The sequence below is a fragment of the Delftia sp. Cs1-4 genome (assembly GCF_000214395.1).
Taxonomy (GTDB): Bacteria; Pseudomonadota; Gammaproteobacteria; order Burkholderiales; family Burkholderiaceae_C; genus Comamonas; species Comamonas acidovorans.
Genome location: NC_015563.1, coordinates 3949833 through 3968681 on the forward strand (window position 1 = coordinate 3949833; position 18849 = coordinate 3968681).

The 18849-nt window shown below is 68.8% G+C and carries 14 protein-coding genes; 2 read left to right on the plus strand and 12 right to left on the minus strand.

Annotated elements, in window-relative coordinates; all coding sequences use genetic code 11:
• Positions 1–5: 5 nt before the first annotated feature.
• From DELCS14_RS17250 to DELCS14_RS17270, 5 genes are all read right to left on the minus strand, one after another.
• Positions 6–383, minus strand: a complete 378-nt coding sequence (locus tag DELCS14_RS17250) for a DUF3325 domain-containing protein (protein WP_013802795.1) — start codon at positions 381–383, stop codon at positions 6–8.
• Positions 380–2101 (minus strand): PepSY-associated TM helix domain-containing protein, encoded by a 1722-nt coding sequence (locus DELCS14_RS17255; protein WP_013802796.1) that lies wholly within the window; start codon positions 2099–2101, stop codon positions 380–382. The genes DELCS14_RS17250 and DELCS14_RS17255 overlap by 4 nt, the downstream gene beginning before the upstream one ends.
• Before the next feature lies 1 nt (position 2102).
• Complete coding sequence (locus DELCS14_RS17260; protein ID WP_049801421.1) at positions 2103–2438, minus strand: DUF3649 domain-containing protein; 336 nt, start codon at positions 2436–2438, stop codon at positions 2103–2105.
• Positions 2439–2643: 205 nt separating this feature from the next.
• Positions 2644–5139 carry a TonB-dependent receptor gene (locus DELCS14_RS17265; RefSeq protein ID WP_013802798.1) on the minus strand — a complete coding sequence of 832 codons (2496 nt, stop codon included), beginning with the start codon at positions 5137–5139 and terminating at the stop codon, positions 2644–2646.
• Between the two features lie 132 nt (positions 5140–5271).
• Positions 5272–6627, minus strand: coding sequence for a sigma-70 family RNA polymerase sigma factor (locus DELCS14_RS17270; protein ID WP_013802799.1), 1356 nt, complete (start codon positions 6625–6627; stop codon positions 5272–5274).
• 489 nt (positions 6628–7116) lie between these two features.
• Here DELCS14_RS17270 and DELCS14_RS17275 point away from each other — a divergent pair, with 489 nt between their 5' ends.
• Both DELCS14_RS17275 and DELCS14_RS17280 read left to right on the plus strand, forming a co-directional pair.
• The gene (locus DELCS14_RS17275; protein ID WP_013802800.1) at positions 7117–7488 is read left to right on the plus strand and encodes a hypothetical protein; all 372 of its coding nucleotides are present in this window, start codon (positions 7117–7119) and stop codon (positions 7486–7488) included.
• Between the two features lie 3 nt (positions 7489–7491).
• Positions 7492–7761, plus strand: a complete 270-nt coding sequence (locus tag DELCS14_RS17280) for a hypothetical protein (RefSeq protein ID WP_013802801.1) — start codon at positions 7492–7494, stop codon at positions 7759–7761.
• 56 nt (positions 7762–7817) lie between these two features.
• Here DELCS14_RS17280 and DELCS14_RS17285 read toward each other — a convergent pair whose 3' ends face one another.
• From DELCS14_RS17285 to DELCS14_RS17315, 7 genes are all read right to left on the minus strand, one after another.
• A complete protein-coding gene (locus DELCS14_RS17285; protein WP_013802802.1) occupies positions 7818–10364 on the minus strand; it encodes a TonB-dependent receptor in 2547 nt (848 codons plus the stop codon).
• Between the two features lie 163 nt (positions 10365–10527).
• Positions 10528–11529: a FecR family protein gene (locus tag DELCS14_RS17290; RefSeq protein ID WP_013802803.1), complete on the minus strand. Its 1002-nt coding sequence runs from the start codon at positions 11527–11529 to the stop codon at positions 10528–10530.
• Positions 11526–12035, minus strand: a complete 510-nt coding sequence (locus DELCS14_RS17295; protein WP_013802804.1) for a sigma-70 family RNA polymerase sigma factor — start codon at positions 12033–12035, stop codon at positions 11526–11528. The genes DELCS14_RS17290 and DELCS14_RS17295 overlap by 4 nt, the downstream gene beginning before the upstream one ends.
• 105 nt (positions 12036–12140) lie before the next feature.
• Positions 12141–14666 (minus strand): ferric-rhodotorulic acid/ferric-coprogen receptor FhuE, encoded by a 2526-nt coding sequence (fhuE, locus tag DELCS14_RS17300; RefSeq protein ID WP_013802805.1) that lies wholly within the window; start codon positions 14664–14666, stop codon positions 12141–12143.
• A gap of 141 nt (positions 14667–14807) precedes the next feature.
• Positions 14808–15791, minus strand: coding sequence for a FecR domain-containing protein (locus DELCS14_RS17305; protein WP_013802806.1), 984 nt, complete (start codon positions 15789–15791; stop codon positions 14808–14810).
• Positions 15792–15796: 5 nt separating this feature from the next.
• On the minus strand, positions 15797–16300 hold the full coding sequence (locus DELCS14_RS17310; protein ID WP_013802807.1) for a sigma-70 family RNA polymerase sigma factor: 504 nt from the start codon (positions 16298–16300) through the stop codon (positions 15797–15799).
• A gap of 88 nt (positions 16301–16388) precedes the next feature.
• Positions 16389–18833 (minus strand): TonB-dependent receptor, encoded by a 2445-nt coding sequence (locus DELCS14_RS17315; RefSeq protein ID WP_013802808.1) that lies wholly within the window; start codon positions 18831–18833, stop codon positions 16389–16391.
• Positions 18834–18849: the final 16 nt, after the last annotated feature.

Here is an 18849-nt window from a genome sequence, read left to right on the forward strand (position 1 = left end):
GAAACTCATCTGAAAAACCCCGTAGTACCGAAACTGAAAACAATCCACGCCAAATCCGCCACGGCAAGCACGCCGGCCAACCAGGCCAGCCGCGCCGCCCAGCGCGCATGGGCGCTGATCAGGGCCACGGCCATCAGCGCGCCGGCGGACACAAAGCCCAGCCAGGCCACCGTGCCCACCGTGCCGCCCCAGCCCGAGACAACGGGCACAAGGGCCAGCGCCAGCAGCGCCGTGCCCAGGCTGCGCAACTGCGGGCCACGGCGGGCCGGCAGCTCGCGCGCGCCGGTCAATTGTTCGTAGTGGCGGTCCATGGCAAAGGCCAGGGCCGCCATGCCTGCAAAGGCCAGGGCCAGTGCGGCCAGGGATGCGTGCAACGTGCTCATGCCTGCACCTCCGAGGGGCCGGCTACGGCGGTCTGGCCCTTGGGCGCCTTTTGCCTGGTGGCGGCACCCGCGCCGCGCCGCGCCAGCCAGCGCCACGCCCAGGCGGCCGCCAGCCCCGTGGCCAGGCAGAACAGCTCCACCCCGGCGCTTTCCCAGTCGCCCTCCCGCATGTGGGCCCACAGCGGCTCGCCCACGGTGATCCAGTTGAGCAGCGGCAGCAGCAGGCACAGCATGGCCAGCAGGCCCATCTGCTGGCGCCAGGCCGTGGCCGGCGCGCAGGCCAGCGCATGCACCAGCGCCAGGCCCCACAGCCCGAAGAACACGGCCAGCTCCCAGTCATCGCGGTGCGCCAGGCCCACGGGCACCAGGCGGTTGGCCCACAGGTAGCCGATGCAGCCCAGGCCCAGCCCGGCGATGGCCGCCACGTTCAGGCCCTCGATCAGCCGGTACACGCGCGCCGTGGCGCTGCCGAACTCGCCCTGGTGGCGGCTGCGGCGCTTGACCATGAAGAGAATGGCGCCCGTGGCCATCATGGCCGCGCCCGCCAGGCCGCACAGGAAGTACAGCCACTTCATGGCCAGCCCGCCGAACTTGACCATGTGCAGCCCACCCATGACCGCCTGGGCCAGCGAGGGGGTGCCGCCGTCGGCGCCGCCGGGCAGGCGTACCTGCAGCACCTCGCCCGTGGCGGCCGAGAACATCGCCATGCCCGAATTGGGGCTCAGGCGCTGATGCGCACGGTCATCGCTGTTCCAGCCGTAGACGCCGATGCGTGCCGATGCATCGCCGGGATGGTTGACGACCACCGCGCGCACCGCCTGGCCCATCAGCTCCTGGCCGCGCCGCACAAAGGGCTCCAGATCGGGCACCGCCAGGGGCTTGCCGGACAGCGCAGGCGGTCCGGCCTCGTTCATGTCGGCGATGAAGGCCGTGCGGGCGGCCTGGTCCGTGCCATAGACCGTCCAGACGCCAACGGGCATGAAGCTCAGGCTGGAGATGGCGATGCCGGTATAGGCAATCATGAACTGGAAGGGCAGCGTCAGCACCGCCACGGCGTTGTGCGCGTCCAGCCAGCTGCGCTGGCCCTTGCGTGCGCGAAAGGTGAAGAAGTCCTTGAAGATGCGCTTGTGCGTGATCACGCCGCTGACCAGGGCCACCAGCATGGCCATGGCGGCAATGCCGATCACCCACAGCCCCACCTGCCCTGCATGCAGTTCATAGTGGAAGTCCACGAAATGGTTGCCGCCCATGGTGGCGCGCGCGGCCCCGTGGCCGTGGCCATGGCCGGCCCCCATTTCCTCGCCCGTGGCGGTGTCCAGCTCGGCATCGGCGTACTGGCGGTTGGCGTCGAACCAGTAGACACGCAGGTCGCCGCCGCCCTTGTCGTCGGACGGCCAGATCTCCCACATCTGCGCGCCCTGGTGGTGCTTTTGCATGTAGGCCGCGCCCCAGGCCAGGCGCTGGCCCAGGTCCGCACCCTGCCCGGCCGGCACGGCGGCGCGCGCTGCCGCCTCGGCCGCCTCCTCGGCATGGTGCTCGGGCGTCATCCAGTGCGTGATGGCTTCCTGGAACACGGCCAGCGAACCCGTGAGGAACACCGCAAACAGCAGCCACGAAAACCACAGCCCGCACCAGGTATGCAGCCAGGCCTGGGCCTGGCGGAAACCGCCCGTGGCAGCGCCACTGCCGGGGACCTTGCTGATCTGCGCCTTGGCCATCTCAGCCTCCCGCGCCATTGCGCGCCAGCAGCAGCGCGGCGCCGCCCATCAGGGCCGCAGGCACCAGCAACCCCAGCCAGACCCGGCCCGCCGAAACCGGCGAGAACGCCCAGATCACCGCCAGCGCGTGCAGCGCAAAGCTCCACTGCATGCCGGCGATCACGGCATCGACACGCGCGCCGGGCAGCGCAGCGGCCAGGAAGGCCGCCAGCGCGCTGGCCAGCGCATAGCCGCCGAAGACGGCGGCCAGCAGGCGGGACAGGACAAGCAGGCCCGGATGGACGGGCCTGTCGGCCTGGGTGATATCTGCAGGATCAGCGGGTTGGGATTGGGGCATGTAATGGGTATTCGGATAAGCACAGGAACGCACGAATGCGTGCAAACAAGGGGCCAAAACGGATGCCGTGATGCGGCGGCCTTCAAGGCCCTCCTCATACATGACAAACGAGATCGAAAAAAAGGCCAGCCGCAATGGTTTTCGCCATTGCGGCCAGTGGCCTGGGTCGGACTGGGGCGGGCCCTCCTGGACCCCGCCCCGGCCCTCAGAAGGTGCCGCGCAGCGTCAGCACCGCATTGCGCGGCTTTCCATAGAAATTGCCGCCGCTCGCATAGCCCACGGTCTGGTAGTACGTCTTGTCAAAGATATTGTTGAGATTCAGGGAAACCGTCCAGCGCGGATCGATCCGGTACTGCACCATCGCATTGATGACGGAATAGCCGCCCTGGGTGAAGTTGTAGCGGCCGACTTCATTCCAGTCGGCGTCATACAGCGTATCGCGCACATGGTGCTTGCTCTGGATATGGGCGCTGCCGCCAATCTTCCAGCGCGACAGCTCGCCCGGCAGCACATAGGCCGTGGACAGCTTGAGCAGATGGCGCGGCGTGATGCTGCTGTAGGGCGCATCCTCGGTCTTGTCGCGCGTGGTGGTGTAGGTGTAGCCGGCCGCGATCTGCCAGCCGGGGCGCAGCTCGCCGCCGATCTCGGCGTCAAAGCCGCGGCTGGTCACCTTGCCCTGCGGCAGAAAGCAGCAATTGCCCGACCATTCCTCGTGATTGCTCGGATAGCGCGTATCCGTCACCGCCGTGCCCGTGCGTACCACGTTGAAAAGGCTGAATGTGGCATTGAGCCGGCCATCGGCCAATTCGCCCTTGAAACCGGCCTCATAGCTCTTGCCCTTGACCGGGTCCAGCGAATTGCCCGGAGGAGGCCCCGACTTGGACAGCGCCTGCGGCTTGAGAATCGAGGAATAGCTCAGATACGCCGACCATTGGTTGTTCAAGTCATAGATCACCCCGCCATACGGCGTGAACTTGGCCGGCTCGGAAAAGCGGCTGCCCGATGCCAATTCCCACTGGCCCGCCGCATTCAGCGACTCATAGACCTGGTTGAAGCGGTACTTGGCATAGCGCGCGCCCACGATCACATGCAGGCGGTCCGTCGGATGCAGGCGCAGCACGCCATAGCCGCCCGACTGGTCCTGGCCCCAGGGGTTGTAGCGGCGCGAGATCTCGCCGGCCGGCGCGGGGCGCCAGGCGCCGGGGTTGTAGACATCGATGGGCTCCACGCCCGTGGCATCGGTGGAATAGCCCACGTTCCAGAAGCTCTCCACCTTCTGCCGGTCCATGCCCAGCAGGATTTCGTGCGTGCGCCCGCCCAGGTCGAAGCTGCCGGCCAGGCTGGCGTCCAGCACGGTCTGCCGGTTCTCGTACAGGTAGTGGCCGCCGCCGTTCCAGTTCACGCCCAGGCCGGTTGCGGGGTCCAGCGCGCCGTAGCCGAACACCGTGGAGCCGTCATAGCTGGACTTGCTGCGGGTCAGGTTGAGCTTGCCCTTCCAGCGCACGGAAAAACGGTGTTCCAGCGCGCCGAACAGCTCGCTGTTGTCCTTGCGGCCCGTGGCCCAGGGCTGGGTGAAGCTGGTGTGGCGCGGCAGGCCGATATCGCTGCCGTCGCTGTAGCGCGGCACGTCGCCGCCGCCATCGCCGCGCGTGCGGATCTTGCTGCGGCTCATGCCCACGGTCAGCAGGGTGTCGGGCGTCAGGTCCGCCTCGACCACGCCGTAGAACTGGGGAGCGCGCGTGTGCTTGATGTCCACGAACTGGTCCGTGTCCTGGTAGGACAGCACGGCCCGGCCGCGCACCCGGCCATCAAGGGCCAGCGGCCCCGTGGCATCCACCATGGTCTGGTAGTTGTTCCAGCTGCCGATGGACTGCTGCACCACGAAGCGCGGCTCGGCCAGCGGCTTCTTGCGCACGATGTTGATGATGCCGCCCGGGTCGCCCACGCCGCCCAGCAGGCCCGAGGCACCGCGCATCACCTCCACGCGGTCGTAGAAGTCCATGCTCTGGTTGGCGCTGTAGGTGTACTGGGCGATGTTCAGCGGCGCGCCGCCGTCGATCTGCATGCTGTCGATCTGGAAGCCGCGCGAATAGAAATAGGTGGAGTCGAAATTGATCTGGCTGGTGGTGATGCCGGGCGTGGCGGCCAGCGCGTCGCGGATGTCGGTCATGCGGCGGTCGTCGAGCTGCTGGCGCGTGATCACCGACACCGATTGCGGGATCTCGCGGAACGACTGGTCCGTCTTGGAGGCGATGCTGGTCACGCGGCTGGTGTACGAGCCCGTGCCCTCGGTCGTGCCGTCGATGGCCCGGCGCGCGCTCACCCGCACTTCGGCCAGCGTCTTTTCGATGGCGGCGACGGGCTGCACGGTCAGCGTGCCCTCTTGCACATGGCCCTGCAGGCCGCTGCCGGCCAGCAAATCATCCAGCGCCTGGCGCAGCGGCAGCTCGCCCCGTACGGCCGGCGCCTGCCGCTGGGCGGCCAGCGAGGGCGTGAACACCAGCTGCAGTCCGGCCTGCCGCGCGAACTGGTCCAGCGCGCTGGCCAGCGGCTGCGCCGCTATGTCGAAGCGCAGCGTCTGTGCGGCCGGCTGGGCCAGCGCCGCCTGCAGCGGCATGGCCAGGCCCAGGCAGAGCACGGCATGGGCCAGCGGATGGAGGGCGGCGCGGCAGGCGCCTGAAGAAGGGAAAAGCGGATGCATGGAAATCGTCCTTGGCAGTGATGGAAGGGACCCACAGGGATCACTGCCTTGACGACTGGCCAGGAAAACTCCTGAAAAATAATGTGCGCCCCGCTGCCGTGCGCATGCAGTTGCTCTTGCCACCGTCACGCCTCAGCCCGCCGCGGCCACCAGCAGGCCGCCATCGGCCTGCCTGCGCACCTGCACCGGCAGCGCATGGGGCAGCGCCCGCACCCAGGCATGGGCCTTGGCGATGCGCACGCGCCCGCTCAGGGGCAGGCGCGCGGCCTCCGGCGTGGCCTGCAGGTCGAACGGCGCATAGCGTGACAGCCGCGCCAGGGCCTCGCCCAGCGTGGCATCGGCAAACACCAGCTCGCCATGCCGCCAGGAGGCCGCCTGCCCCGCATCGCCCCGGGTCTGCGTGGCCACCGTGCCTTCCATGCGCAGGCCCTGGCCTGCAGACAATTCATAGAAGCGCCCGCCATCCGCGTCGGATTGCACGCGCACACGCCCCGACTCCACCTGCACCGTGACCCGCTCCTGCCCCTGGGCGCCCGTGGCCAGCTCCACGCCGAAGCGCGTGCCCAGCACGGTGACGCGCACGCCGCCGGCCTGCACGGTGAAGGGTCGGTCCTCGTCCCGCTCCACCTCGAAGAAGGCTGCGCCCTGCGTCAGCTGCACCACGCGCCGCGTGGCGAAATACTCCACCTGCGCGCTGCTGAGCGCGTCCAGCAGCAGGCTGGAGCCATCGGGCAGGCCATGGCGCACCTGCTGGCCGCGCAGGCTGGACCAGCCGGCCTGCCACTGCACATGCGTGTCGCGGTAATGCCGCCATTGCTGCCAGCCCAGGCTGCCGCCCAGGCCGAAACCGGCCACGCCCAGCAGCGCGGCCAGGCTGCGCCGCCGACCCGCATGTCGCGCAACGGCGCCGCCGGGCCGCGTACCGCGCCAGCGGTGCAGCGCATCCTCTATGCAGGCACTGGCCTGGATCAGGTCGCGCTCCACGGTGTTGAGGCTGACGCCCAGGCGCTCGGCAATCTCGGGCTGGCGCTCGCCCTGCACGCGGTGGGCGATGAAGGCGGCGCGGCAGCGCTCGGGCAGGCTGTGCAAGGCGGACTCCAGCACGGCCAGCGCCTGGCGGTACATGACGGAGTCGGCCACATCGGGCGCATGGCTGGGCGCCAGTTGTTCATGGACTGCCGCCTCGCCCAGGTAGCGGGCATGGCGCTGGTGGCGGCGGTGCGCATCCAGCGCCATGTGCTGGGCCATCACGGCCAGATAGGCCGTGGCGTCGCGCGGCATCTGGGCCGGATTCGCGGCCCCGGCCAGGTCTGCGGCCTCGGCCGGGGCGCTGCGCGCGTGTTCCGCCAGCCGCAGCCAGGTGTCGTGCACCAGGTCGCCCGCCTCCTCGCGGCTGCCCGTGCTGCGCGTGGCGGCACGCACCAGGTCGGCATAGGCCCGGTCAAAGCCGGAAAGCAGAGCGCGGGTGAAGGAGGCGGACAAATCCATGGGGCTGGATCATAACCGCGCAAAGAAGAATCATTCTCAATAAACGCAATGCTTGCCGGGCTCTTTCAGCGGTTCCTGGGCCATCCCTGAAAGGGCGCGATTGCAAGGTGCAACGGGCCGCGAAGCGACTTTGCGCACGCCGCACGCGCTATCATCCGCACCGGCCCCCTGTCACGGGGCTGGTGCTTCAAAACACCTTTCCAACAAGCGGTGCTGCCTCCCCGATAGCGAGGCCTTGTCACGTCTGGATTCCGGGCTGTGGACGCTCGTCCACGCCCCTGCGGTTTCGGGCGGGATGGGGCTACCCGTAAGGGCGTCCGCACACCTTGTTGTGTGTTTTGAACATCCCGTCCACCTGTTTCGTGCTTCAAAACGCGGAGTCGGTGGTTTCAGTCTCAACAAGGAGCACGGAAACATGACTGCCGTTTCTCTGGCACTCGCCTGCGCGCCCTCTTTTGGCGCCGCCCCTTCCACACGGAGGGCCCAGGCATGACCCCCACCCAGCCCACCCCCGCCACGGACAGCCACACCACCCGGCAGCTGTCCAACGCCCTCACCCAGGTGGACCATCTCGTGCAGCAAGGCTGTGCAGAGATCTCCTCCATCGCCCAGCTCGCCCTGGCATGGCTGGAGACGCCCAAGGGCCATCGCCACATGGACGTGGTGGCCCGCGCCCTGCAAAGCATCCGCGACAGCGCCGAGACACTGGCCGACTACGCCGGCACCGAGGCCCAGGCCATGGGCTGCGGATTCGAAGACGCGGCCGAGATGCGCCGCGCCGAAGCGGCCGAGGCAGCCGCCAAGGCCATGGCGCACCTGCTCGAATGCCGCACCCATGAGCCGGTGCGCCCGCAGGACTGAGGCATGGCCATGGACAAGGAGAAGGACAAGGGCACCACCAGGACACAGCCCCCCAGCCTGCACCAGTTGACCAGCGCCATCACCGAGATCCACAGCAGCGTGCAGGAAAACTGCTCCGAGATCTCGGCCCTGGCGCAACTGGCCTTGGCGGCAGTGCATGCACCGCAGGAGCACCACAGCCAGCAGGCCCTGGCCCATGCGCTGCGCGCCATCCGCGACAGCGCCGACCTGCTGGCCGGCCATGTGAAGGTGGAGGCCCGGCGCGTGGTGTGATCCGCCGCAAGGCCGCTGACTCCGCCACGGCGGCCCGCACGCCTGCGCCGCCGTCCTCAGAAGCTGCCGCGCAGCGTGAGCATGGCGTGGCGCGGTGCGCCATACAGGTTGTTGCTGAACGTTGTGCCCAGGGTCTGGTAGTAGGTCTTGTCGAGCAGGTTGTTGATGTTCAGCGTGACCGTCCAGCGCGGGTCGATGCGGTACTGCACCATGGCATTCCACAGCGCGTAGCCGCCCTGCGTGAAGTCAAAGGGCACGGACGTGCCCGCCGCCGACAGCGCCGTGCCGCTGACGTAGTGCGTGCTCTGGATCTGGGCGCTGCCGCCCACTTTCCAGCGCGACAGCTCGCCCGGCAGCGTATAGGCCGTGGACAGCTTGAACAGGTGGCGCGGCGTGATGCTGCTGTAGGTCTTTTCGGTGCTGCGGTCGCGGGTGTTGTTGAAGGTGTAGCCCGCTGCCAGCTGCCAGCCGGGCTGCAGCTCGCCGCCCAGTTCCATGTCGAAGCCCCGGCTGGTGACCTTGCCCTGTGCCAGGTAGCAGCAGTTGCCGCTCCAGCGGCTGTTGCTGGTCTCGTAGCGCGGGTCCACCACGGCCGTGCCCGTGCGCTCCACATTGAAGACGCTGAAGGTGGCGTTCAGCCGCCCGTCCATCAGCTCGCCCTTGAGGCCGGCCTCGTAGCTGGCGCCCTTGACCGGCGGCAGCGAGGTGCCCGGCGCCGGGCCGGCCATGCTCAGCGCCTGCGGCTTGAAGATGGACGAATAGCTGGCATAGGCCGACCACTGGCTGTTCAGGTCATAGATCACCCCGCCATAGGGCGTGATCTTGGTGGGTTCCTTGAACGGCGTGTTCGACCAGGGCGTGCGGTTGCCCTGCGCATCCAGGTTCCAGATCGACTGCTGGAAGTCGTAGCGGCTGGCGCGCGCACCAAGGATGAGGTGCAGCCTGTCCGTGGGATGCAGGCGCAGCACGCCATAGCCGCCCATCTGCTTTTGGCCCCAGGGGCCGTAGCGGGTGTTGAAGTAGGTTTCCGTGGGCGGCGTCCAGATGCTGGGAGCAAACGGATTGCTGGCCACGGTGCCGCTGCCCGTGAAATTGGCGCTTTGCCAGAAGCTTTCCACGCGCTGCCAGTCCGCGCCCAGCAGCAATTCATGCGTGCGGCCCATGAGCTGGAAGGGACCGCCCAGGCTCAGGTCCACCACCTCCTGCGTATTGCCGGACTGGATGTGGCCGCCGCGCCAGACCGCACCCGCCAGGGTCTGCGGGTTGATGGCGCCGCCCATGTAGACCCAGAAGCGGTCCAGCTCGGTCTCCACGCGCGAGACGTTGAGCTTGGCCTTCCAGCGATTGTCGAACTTGTGCTCGAGCTGGGCGAACAGCTCCTTGGTCTCGTAGTCGTAATAGGCCCAGGGCTGGGTGAAGTTGGTGTGGCGCGGCAGGCCCAGGCTGCTGCCGTCGGCAAAGCGCGGCAGGCCGGCATAGTCGCCGTTCTCATGGGTCTTTCCGTAGCTGCCGCCCACGGTCAGCAGGGTGTCTGGCGTGAGGTCGGCCTCCAACACGCCGTAGAGCGAGGGCTTTTCGCTGCTGCGCAGGTCCATGTAGGAGTCACCCTTGTGGTAGGACAGCACGGCGCGGCCGCGCACGCGGCCGTCGTCGGCCAGCGGCGCGCTGGCATCGAGCTCCACGCCGCGCCGGCTCCAGGAGCCAGCCGACAGCGCGGCCTTGAACTGCCGCTGGGCCAGCGGCTTCTTGCGCACCAGGTTGATGATGCCGCCCGGATCGCCCACGCCGCCCAGCAGGCCCGAGGCGCCGCGCATGACTTCGACGCGGTCGTAGAAGGCCATGTCCTGCTGCGGCGAATAGGTGTAGGCGCCCAAAGCCAGCGGCGCGCCGCCGTCGATCTGCATGCTGGTGATCTGAAAGCCGCGCGAATAGAAGTCGCCCACGGTATTGGCCACGACCACGCCGGGCGTGAGCTTGAGGGCCTCGGTCACATCGGTCACGCGCTGGTCGTCGAGCTGTTCGCGTGTGACCACCGATACCGACTGCGCAATCTCGCGGAACGACTGGTCCGTCTTGGAGGCAATGCTGGTCACGCGGCTGGTGTAGGAGCCCGTGCCTTCGGTCGTGCCGTCACCGGCGCGGCGCGCGGCCACGCGCACCTCGGCCAGCGACACCGCGCGCGGGGCAACGTCTGGCGCCCGGGCATCGGGCACGGCGCGCTGGCGCAGCACATAGCCGCCTTGCGGCTGCACCGCCGCCTCCAGCCCCGTGCCCTGCAGCAGCGCGGCCAGGCCGGCCTGCGCGGTGTGGCTGCCCTGCAGCCCCGGGCTGCGCAGGCCCTGGACCTGTTCCTGGGTGAAGGACAGCAGCAAACCCGAATCGCGCCCGAAGCGGTTGAGCGCGTCCTCCAGCGTGCCCGCCGGAATCTGGTAGCTGCGTGTGGGTGCTGTGGCGGCCGTGGTGTTGACGGACGGCGAAGGCGCCTGCGCCCACAGGTTGCTGCCCAGCCCCGCGCAGGCCAAAGCCAGCAACAGGCCACGGGACGGGACGACGGAGGGGCGCAAGGCGCAGGGAAAGCGCCGGGGCGCTGAGGGATATGCCATGGTGTGCGAAGGACTGGGCCTGGAAGGAAAAGACAAACGGATGGATGGACGAATCGATGGGCGGGCCCGGCATGGCAAGCCCCCCTCTTCCTCCATGTCCCGCGAGTTCTCGAAACAGACCACCCCGGGCGCAGATTTCTTCAAAAAAACTGCGCAGACCCCCTCAAGCCCCTGCCGATTTCTTGCCCACCACCACCTCGCGCCGGCCCCACCAGCGCGTCATGGAGCGCAGCTCCAGTCCCGGCAGCGCACCGATCACGGCCAGCACGCGCGGCACATCGGCCAGCGGATAGGTGCCTGAGATGCGCAGGTCGGCCACTTCGGGCTCGCAGGCCAGGGCCGCATCGCTGTACGGCTGCAGCGCCTCCAGCATCCGGGCCAGCGGCATGCCGCGCGCCACCAGCATGCCCTCGGTCCAGGCGGTGCTGTCCTCATGCACGGCGGTGGCTGGCGAGACGCCATCGGCCCGCAGCGTGGCCTGCTCGCCCGCGCTGACCACCAGCACACCCTGGCCGGCCAGCCGGGGGGTCAGGCGCACGGCACCCTCGAACACACCCACCTGGAAAGCACCATCCGCGAGCGCACGCACGGAAAACCGCGTCCCCAGGGCGAGCGCCTCGCCCGCAGTGGTCTGCACGGCAAAGGGCCGGGCGGGCTGCTCGGTGTCCTTGGCCGTGGTGACCAGCACCTCGCCCTGCAGCAGGCGCAGGCGGCGGTGCCGCCGGCTGTATTCGATGTCCAGCGCGCTGGCGCCGTTGAGCACGATCTGCGTGCCGTCCGGCAACGCCATCTGCCGACGCTCGCCCCGCGCCGTGCGTGCATCGGCCACCCAGCCCTGCCAGGGCAGGCGCTGCTCCAGCTGCCAGGCAATGCCGGCACCAAAGGCCGCAACGGCCAGGGACCGGATCACGCGCCGGCGAGCGGAACCACGCGGAGCCAGCGCAGCCCGGGCTATCGGTGATTGCGGCGGCGCCACCAGCCCAGCCAGCCGCTGGTTGACGGCAGCGATGCGCTGCCAAGCCTGCTCGTGCAGCGGATCGGCCGCGCGCCAGGCCTGCCATTCACGGGATAGCTCCTCGGACAGGGGGCCATCCTGGTGCTGCAGCCACCACTCGATGGCGCTGCGCGCTACCTCGGGCGGCAGGCCGGCTCCCGGCGCCGTCATGCCTGCACCGCGAAATAGCAGTGCATGCCGGCCTGCACCAGGTAGCGCTTGACGGTGGTCAGCGACAGGCCCAGCTCGCGCGCAATGTCGGCCTGCTTCATGCCGTCCAGCTGGGCCATCAGAAAGGCCCGCCGCACGGGGGCAGGCAGGCCGTCGAGCATGCGGTCGATCTCGTCCAGCGCCTCCAGCAGCAGCGCGCGCTCCTCGGGCGAGATGGCAAAGGACTGCGGCGCCTGTGCCAGCGCCTCCAGATACGCGCGCTCCAGTTGCTGGCGCCGGTAGTGGTTGGCCAGCACGCGCTGCGCCACCGTGGTCAGAAAGGCGCGCGGCTCACGCGCCTGCACAGGCTCGTCGCGTGCCAGCAGGCGCACAAAGGTGTCGTGCGCCAGATCGGCCGCCTGGTGCACATCGCCCAGCTTCTTGCGCAGCCAGCCCTGCAGCCAGCCGTGGTGGTCGGTGTAGAGCGTGGCGACTTCGCGGTGAAGGGAGGTTTCGGCGGCAGGCATGGCGCGGGAGGAGGAATGCGTGGGCGGCTGGCCCGAAATATGAGATCAATTCTCATTTGCATTCTAACGGTTGGCCTGCGCTGTTGCCCCCGCCGCGCTCTCCAATCAGAACTTGTAGTTCAGCACCGCCATGGCCTGGCGCGGCGTGCCGAACTGGCCCTGGCCGTCGATGTTGACGTAGTACTTCTTGTTGAAGAGGTTGTTCAGGTTCAGCTGCAGCGAAAGCTTGGGACTGAAGGCATAGCGCGCCATGAGGCTGGCGGTGGCGAAGGATTTCTGCTCGAAGACCAGGTCATTGCCCGCCACGAAGACGCTGGCGCGGGTGCGGCTTTGCCATTGCAGGCCACCGCCCACGGTGAGCTGATTCCACCCACCGGGCAGGCGGTAGGAAGTGAACAGCTGGGCCTGGGTCTTGGGCGCCCAGGCGTTGATGGACAGGCCCTGGGCGTCACGCGCGACGGTGTGGGCAATGCCGGCCGACAGGTTCCAGCCCGTGGCCAGCTCGCCCGAGACCTGGGCCTCGAAGCCCTTGCTGGTCACGCCCTTGGCGCCGTAGTAGGCGAAGTCGGTGGTGCCGGGCACGACCTGGCCTTCGTCCAGCTGGGCCACGTTGTCCTGCTGGATGCGGAAGACGGACAGCGAGCTGTTGAGCCTGCCGTCCAGGTGCTCGCCCTTGATGCCGATCTCGAAGCTCTTGCCCGCCACGGGGTCCAGGTAGCTGCCGCCACGGTCGCGGTAGTTCTGGGGCTGGAAGATGTCGGTGTAGCTGGCATAGGCAGAGAAGCCTTCGCTCAGGTCCAGCACCAGGCCTGCGTAGGGGATGAAGACGTTGTGGTCGCGCACCTCGCTGAGGCTGCGCACCTTCCAGCTGCTCTGGCGCCCGCCCACGATGAGCTTGACCGGATCGGCCAGCGACAGGCGCAGCGCGCCGTACAGCGCGTCCTGGCGCGTGTGGTCCAGGCTGCTGGTGGTCAGCGGCCCCCAGGTGGGCTCGGCATAGGAGCCGTCCCATTGGTAGTAGTTGCCCACGTCCTGCAGGGGGCTGGTGCGCGCATGGCCGGCCTTGTGCTCGCGGGCACGGCTGCTGCTCAGGCCGACAACGGCCTCATGGCGGCGCCCGCCCAGTTCCCAGCCGCCCGTCACCTGCAGGTCGGCGCTGTTTTGCTGGAAGCTGTATTCGGAGTAGTTGGGCAGGGCGGCCATGCCCAGGCCGGTGGTGATGTCGGGCTGGCGCATGAGGTACAGCAGCTTGGCGTCGTAGGCGCTGTCGCGGTGCACGAAGTTGGCCTTGAGCTTCCAGTCGTTGCCGAAACGGTGCTGCAGGTTGGCGAAGATGTTTTTGTTGGTGCTGTTCCAGCGCGTCCAGTTCGCGGCCGTGGTCTTGGAGGTGCTCCAGTCGGCCGGCATGCCGTTCGTGAAGACCAGCGGCAGGCCGCCCCAGGTCGAGCCGGTGGGCCGGTTGGACTGGTAGTCGGCGCCCACGCTGAGCGTGGTGTCGGGCGTGAGGTCGGCATCGATCACGCCGTAGAAGACCTGCTTGCGCGCGTGGTAGAGATCCACATGGGAGTCGCGCTCTTCGGCCATGCCTGCGACGCGTGCGCGGATGCGGCCGTCCTGCGTCAGCGGCATGGACAGGTCCACCGTGCCGCGATGGTGGTTCCACGAGCCCACGCTGGCCGAGGCCGAGCCCGTGAACACCTTGCTGTTGGCGTGCTTGCGCACCATGTTGATGGAGGCCGACGGATTGCCCGCACCCGTGAGCAGGCCCGTGGCGCCGCGCACCACTTCGACGCGGTCATAGATGGTGGTATCGGTGCCCGAGTCACCGTAGAACGACAGGCCGATGGAGGTGGGCACGCCGTCGTACTGCAGGTTGTCCACGTAGAAGCCGCGCGAGTAGAAGTCCGAGCGGTCGCTGTCCGAGCTGACGACATGGATGCCGGTGACGCTGCGCATGGCGTCGTTGAGCGAGAGCAGGCCCTGGTCCTCGATCTGCTGGCGCGTGAGCACGCTGACGGACTGCGGCGTGTCGCGCAGCGACAGGCTCAGGCCCGTGGCCGCCGCCGTGGCCGGCGTGGTGTAGGAGCCCGAGCCTTCGGTGGTGGGGCTGGCCTGGGCCGAGGCCGTGACCAGCACGGTCCTGAGTGTCTGGGAGGACGGCGCGCCTGCCGCACCCGCCGCGCCGGAGGCGGCAGGCACCACGGGCATCTCGCGCAGGGTGTAGCCGCCGCCGGCTGAGCGCACGGCCGCCAGCGGCGTGCCCAGCAAGGCCCGGTCCAGCGCCTGCTCCACGGTGAAGCGCCCGCTCACGCCGCCGCTGCGCAAGCCTTCGGTGACGGCCGAGCCGAAGGTGACCAGCACGCCGGCCTCGCGCCCGAGCTGGTTGAGCACGCTTTCGAGCGGGCCGGCTGCAATGCTGTACTGGCGTTGCTGCGAAGCACCGGCAGCCGGCTGCGCCCAGGCCTGTGCCGGAGCCAGGGCGCCCGCGGCGGCCAGCCCTGCCAGCGTGCCAGCGCACAGCACCTGCAGCGCCAGCGCCACGGGCCGCAACGCCGGGGCTGCCTGGGATGGACGGACAGTGGGGGCGGCAGTCTGCCGCATGGAGTTCTGGCGCATGGTCTGAGGGCGCATGGAAAGGCCTTGTTGCAATGGTTGTAGAGAAGCGTTGGCGCACGCTGCGGTGCGCTCCTGTCTCTGTTGACAGCCATCGCCGGCAAATCAGCTCAAATTTTTTTCAGGAAAGTGCGAAGGCCTTCATGCCGGCCGTGCCGCTCATGCCTTGCCCGCCCCGGCAGGCCGCACCATCACCCAGTAGCGCGAGAAGGAGTGGATTTCCACGGGCAGCGACGAGGTCAGCGCGGCCAGCACGCGGTCGGTGTCGGCCAGCGGATAGGCGCCGGAGACGTGCAGGCCGGCCACGGCCGGGTCGCAGCCCAGGCGCCCGCGCCGGTAGCGGCCCAGCTCGGCCAGGAAATCCTCCAGCCGCATGCGCGAGGCCACCAGCATCCCTTCGGCCCAGGCGCTGGCCGCCGTGTCCAGCGCGCCGGAGTGCACGGCCTGCTGGGCCGTGAACGTGCCCTGCTCTCCCGCATCGATGCGCTGCGCGGCATGCGGGGCATGCGCGGGCCGCAGTTGCACGGCGCCTTGCAGCACGCCCACTTCAACGCCGGACTCGCGCTCGCGCACCGTGAAGCGCGTGCCCAGGGCCTGAACGGCGCCCATGGCGGTTTGCACGATGAAGGGACGGTGCAGGCTGTCCGGCGCGGTCTGCACGAGGATTTCGCCACGCACCAGCTCCAGCACGCGCTCGGCCGCGCCGTAGCGCAGATTGAGGGCGCTGCCGGTGTTGAGCACCACGCTGCCGCCGTCGGGCAGCGGCAGCCGGCGCTGCTCGCCCACGGCAGCCACCTGGTCGGCCGTCCAGCCGCGCCAGGCCTGCGAGCGCACGACGGCCGCGGAGCCTGCGCCCGAGACCAGCAGCACGGCCAGCGCCTGCACCGCACGGCGCCTGCCGGCCGAGCCGGGTGCGGCCAATGCGGCCCGCGCCAGCGGCATGGGAATGCCGGCCATCTGGCTGCCCATGGATTCGATGCGCTGCCAGGCGGCCTCATGCTCGGGGCTGGCCGCACGCCAGCGCTGCAGGCCAGCGTGCTGCCGGGCCTGGGCCTTGCCGGAGTTCAGTTGCAGCCACCATTGCACGGCCTGGCGGGCCACTTCGGCAGAAATGGGGGAAGAAGCGGAAGGGAACGCCTGCATGCCGCCTACTCCGGGAAGAAGCAGCGCATGGCCGCCTTGGCCAGATGCCGCTTGACGGTGGAGACGGAGATGCCCAGCTCGGCAGCGATCTCGCCATGGCCGAGCCCTTCGAGCTGGGCCAGCAGGAAGGCCTGCTTGGCCAGCGCGGGCAGGCGGCCCAGGCGGCGGTCTATCTCCACCAGGGTCTCCAGCACCATGAGCCGGACCTCGGGCGGCGGCGCCACGGGCTCGGGCATGGCGGCCAGGGCATCGAGATAGGCTTGCTCGATGGCGCGGCGCCGCACCTGGTTGATCAGCAGGTTGCGCGCAATGGTGGTCAGGTAGGCGCGCGGCTCCTGGAGCTGGTCCAGGCCCTTGGCGCCCAGCACCTTGAGGAAGGTGCTCTGCGCCAGATCGGCCGCGTCGAAGGCATTGCCCACCTTCTTGCGCAGCCAGCCCTGCAGCCAGCCGTGGTGGGCCAGGTACAGGGCTGTGACTTCTCGGTACTGGGGGGCGGAGGCGGATGGCATGGCAGGTCCCGATTCCCTTGGGGGCGGGGCCCACAATCAAACAAGAATCATTCTTATTCGATTGTATCCATGCCAACCTGTCTCTGTTTCAGAAGCGGTAGCGCGCCGTCAGCAGCACATTGCGCGGCGCCCCGAAATGGTTGTTGTCCTGGGTGCTGCCAATGGCCTGGTAGTAGTACTTGTCCGTGAGGTTGTTGATGTTCAGTCGTATATCCAGCTGCCGGCTGAATTGGTAGCTCGCCATGAGGTCCACCAGCGTATAGCCCCCCTGGCGCACGCCGTAGCCGGCCGAGCGGGTCTCGCTGCGCGTGCGCACGGATCCGCCCAGGGACCAGCGCTGCCAGGCGCCCGGCAGCTGGTAGCGGGCCGACAGCTTGAGCAGATGGCGCGGGGTCTGGGTGTCATAGGGCGTGCCGGCCTTGGCGACGTCCGAGTCGCGGACATGCTGCGCCCTGTTGTAGGTGTAGCCGGCCATCAGCTGCAGGGACGGCGTGACGGCACCCGCCACCTCGAACTCCACCCCCCTGCTTCGCACCTCTCCGGTCTGCGCATAGCAGGACGCCACATTGGGACTGCACTGCGATTGCGGCAGTTGCAGCGGCAGATTCTTCTGGTTGATCTGAAACAGCGCCGCGCTGGCCTGCAGCCGGCCCTGGGCGTACTCGCCCTTGATGCCAAGCTCGAGGTTGCGTCCCGTCACCGGGTCCAGCAGCGCGCCTCTGGCGCCCTGGTTGCTCTGGGGCTGGAACACGCCGGTCCAGCTGGCATAGGCGGAATGCCGGCTGTCCAGCGCATAGACCAGGCCTGCATAGGGCGTGATGCGGTCATGGACCCGGTACCTGCTGGAATCGCTCCATTCCCCCGAGCGCGTGAGCATGTCGTAGGAGTAGGAATCCACGCGCGCGCCCAGCAGCGCGGTCAGGGGCTGCGCGACGCTCAACCGCAGTGTTCCGTAGGCACCCAGCTGCCGCTGGTGGCCGCGCCGCGACCACAGGGTGTTGATGGCCGGCCGGGCAACGGAGCCCGGGTCCCAGGTCATGGGGTCCACGATCTGCTGGTAGTCCGACGGCCACCCGCCAGGCCCGTCGTCGTCGCTGTTTTGCCTCACGCTGGCGCCGAAGACCATTTCATGGGTGCGGCCCAACCATTGCCAGGGCCCCTGCGCGAAGGCGTCGAGACTGTATTGGGTCTTCTTGTAGGCATAGGCTCCCACGCCCTGGCCGAAGTCGGCGGAATCTTCCAGCGGATACAGGTAGGTCCCCAGCATGTCCATCTTCGCCTGCAGCACGCGTGCGGTCAGTTGGGTCTTCCAGCCGTTGCCCAGGCCATGCTCCAGTTCAGCGAAGAGGCTGGCGTTTTCCTTGTTCCAGTAGGCCCAGTCAGGCGTCACGCGCGCCGATCTCGGCAGCGGGTAGAAGCTGCCGTCACGCCGCGTGGGCAGGCCGTTCCAGTCGGCGCCGGGGTTGTCTTCCCTGTTGTAGTAGCCGCCCAGGCTCAGCCGCGTGCGCGGGGCGATATCGGCCTCCAGCGTGCCGTAGACCAGTTGGCGCTCATGGCGGTACGCCCGCTTGAAGGTGTCCGTATCCTGCAGGGCCACCACGGCGCGGCCTCGCAGCGTACCGGCCGCATTGAGCGGGCCGGACGCGTCGATTTCGCCGCGCAGGTTGTTCCAGGAGCCCAGGCTGCCCGTCAGCGAGACCTGAGGGGCATCCGTGGGGCGCTTGCGCACGAGGTTGATGGTGCCGGACGGATTGCCCGTGCCCGTCATCAGTCCGGCAGCGCCGCGCAGCACCTCCACGCGATCGTACATGGCCATGGTGGCCAGGCCCTGCGTGTCGTAGTCGAAGGCCAGCGGCACGCCATCGGCCAGGAAAGAGTTGACCTCGAAACCCCGCAGGAAGAACTGCGTGCGTTCTCCGCCTCCGATCTGGCGTGTGCTCAGGCCCGTGGCATCCAGGGCAACCTCCTCCAGCGACTGAAAACCGCGGTCATCGATCTGCTCGCGCGTGATCACGCTCAGCGATTGCGGGGTCTCGCGCTGCGACAGGCCCAGCCGTGTCGCCGTGCTGCTGGGTCCGGTGGCCGCATAGCTGCCCGATCCTTGCGTCACGGCGCTGCGCTCGGCCTGCGCCGTGACCAGCACCTCGCCCAGCGCGGTGGCGCCTGCCGCCTGGACGGCCTGGGTCGCCTGCCTGCGCAGCGTGTAGCTGCCATCGCTGCGCGCCACCATGTCCAGCCCGCTGCCGGCCAGCAGGCGCTGCAGTGCCTGCTGCGGCGCATAGTGGCCGGACAGGGCCGGGCTGGTGAGCCCTTCGGTCAGCGCAGGATCGAAGGACAGCGAAATACCCGCCGCCGTGGCCACGCCGGCCAGCGTGCGGCCCAGCGGCCCGGGCGCAATCTGGTAGGTCTGGGCTGCGGGGGCCGGTTCGGCCGCCTGCACGGCGCCTGCGGCCAATGCCATGCCCAGCAGGGCCAGTCGGGCGGCATGCGCCAGGGGATGGAAGACGGGATGCGGCATGGGTACGGCAGGCATGGAAATCGGTCCTTGG